This window comes from Blautia sp. TF10-30 (assembly GCF_003481245.1).
Taxonomy (GTDB): domain Bacteria; phylum Bacillota; class Clostridia; order Lachnospirales; family Lachnospiraceae; genus Fusicatenibacter; species Fusicatenibacter saccharivorans.
Window position 1 is genome coordinate 1 of sequence record NZ_QUKM01000035.1, and the last position, 1,723, is coordinate 1,723.

Here is a 1,723-nt window from a genome sequence, read left to right on the forward strand (position 1 = left end):
TGATATGCTCCCTTCTAGGTAGACAAGTGAAATAATAAAAACTTGTCACTTAGGAGGGAGCATATTTTATGTCCACAAGAAAAGTATCTGTTGAGGATAAGACATATGCTGTAAATCTATATCTGGATGGAAAAGAAAGCCAACGGCGAATTGCCGATATGTTTGATGTAAGTCTCGCATCTGTCCAACAATGGATTCGAAACTATGAATCTATGGGAGCAAATGCATTCACATTGAAAGGAAATAAAAAATATTCCAAAGAATTGAAACAACAAGCAGTCTTAGATTATTTAGCAGGCTATGGTTCTCAGGATGATATTTGCAAAAAATACGGAATCCGTTCAAAAGCTAAGTTACAAATCTGGATAAAGAAGTATAATGGTCATGAAGAATTAAAATCTTCTGGAACAGGAGGAAACATTATCATGACCAAAGGAAGAAAAACCACTTTTGAAGAACGGGTTGAAATAGTACAGTATTGTATCGCACATGATCGTAATTATGCCCAAACAGCAGAACAATACCAGGTGTCCTATCAACAGGCTCGCAATTATATAGTCGAATATGAAGCTGGTGGAGTGGAAGCTTTAAGAGATAACCGTGGCAAACGAAAACGTCCCGATGAAATGAGTGAATTAGAAAAGCTGCGTGCTGAAGTTAAAATTTTAAAAGCAGAGAAAGAACGTGCTGAAATGGAGGCATCTTTTTTAAAAAAACTCGAAGAAATAGAGAGGAGGCGGGGCTAAGCCTGATCCGTCATGAACATATATATCAGGCAATCAAAGAAGAACACAAAGAACATAATTATCCAATCGCTGCACTTTGTAAACTTGGTAAAGTTTCTAGAGCAGCTTATTATAAATGGCTACACAGAGAAATTCCTAAAAGTGAGCAAAAGAATAGGCTTATTGCCGACGAGATAGAAAAGATTCACACAGACTCACCGGATAAAGGCTATCGAAGGATCAGGGATGACTTGGAACGATATCATGGTATTGATGTAAACGATAAACGTGTGCTACGCATTTGCCGTAAACTTAATGTAAAATCAACTATCAAGTATTCTAACAACGGATGCACAAGACAGGCTTCAAGCCCTCAGTATATAGCTGAAAACATACTTAATCGGGAGTTCACTGCCAAAGCACCAAATGAAAAATGGCTCACTGATGTGACAGAATTCCATTATTATATTGGGATGGAAAAGCATAAAGTTTATCTAAGTGCAATACTGGATCTATATGATAGACGGATTGTTTCGTATGTTATTCGTGATAAGAACAACAATGCTTTGGTGTTTGATACGGTAGACAATGCTTTACTTAGAAATCCTGGTGCGCAGCCACTGTTTCACAGTGACAGAGGATTCCAATATACGAACAGGACATTTCATACAAAACTTGTAACTGCTGGAATAATACAAAGCATGTCGCGAGTTGCTAAATGTATCGACAATGGACCAATGGAAGGCTTTTGGGGAATTCTGAAGAGAGAGCGATATTATGGAAAACGATTCACTGATAGAGGTACTCTCGTAAAAATGATCGAAGATTATATAGATTACTACAACAATAAACGCTTGCAAAGGAATCTTGGAATTTTAACGCCAATGGAAAAACATGAAATTTACTTGCAAGCTGCATAAAAACTGCCAGCAGATAAATTTCTACTGGCAGGAAAAATTTATATTTTTTCAATTGTCTACTTGACGGGGAGCGGTTCA

The 1,723-nt window shown here is 37.3% G+C and carries 2 protein-coding genes; both read left to right on the forward strand.

From position 1 onward, the window contains the following. The first annotated feature begins 68 nt into the window (after window positions 1–68). Complete coding sequence (locus DXD02_RS15255; protein WP_118667095.1) at window positions 69–746, forward strand: helix-turn-helix domain-containing protein; 678 nt, start codon at window positions 69–71, stop codon at window positions 744–746. A gap of 5 nt (window positions 747–751) precedes the next feature. Next, window positions 752–1,645, forward strand: coding sequence for an IS3 family transposase (locus DXD02_RS15260; protein ID WP_118667096.1), 894 nt, complete (start codon window positions 752–754; stop codon window positions 1,643–1,645). Window positions 1,646–1,723: the final 78 nt, after the last annotated feature.

Coding starts and splice junctions, on each gene's coding strand:
- DXD02_RS15255 (WP_118667095.1), top strand. CDS start 69: ATGTCCACAAGAAAAGTATCTGTTGAGGATAAGACATATGCTGTAAAT.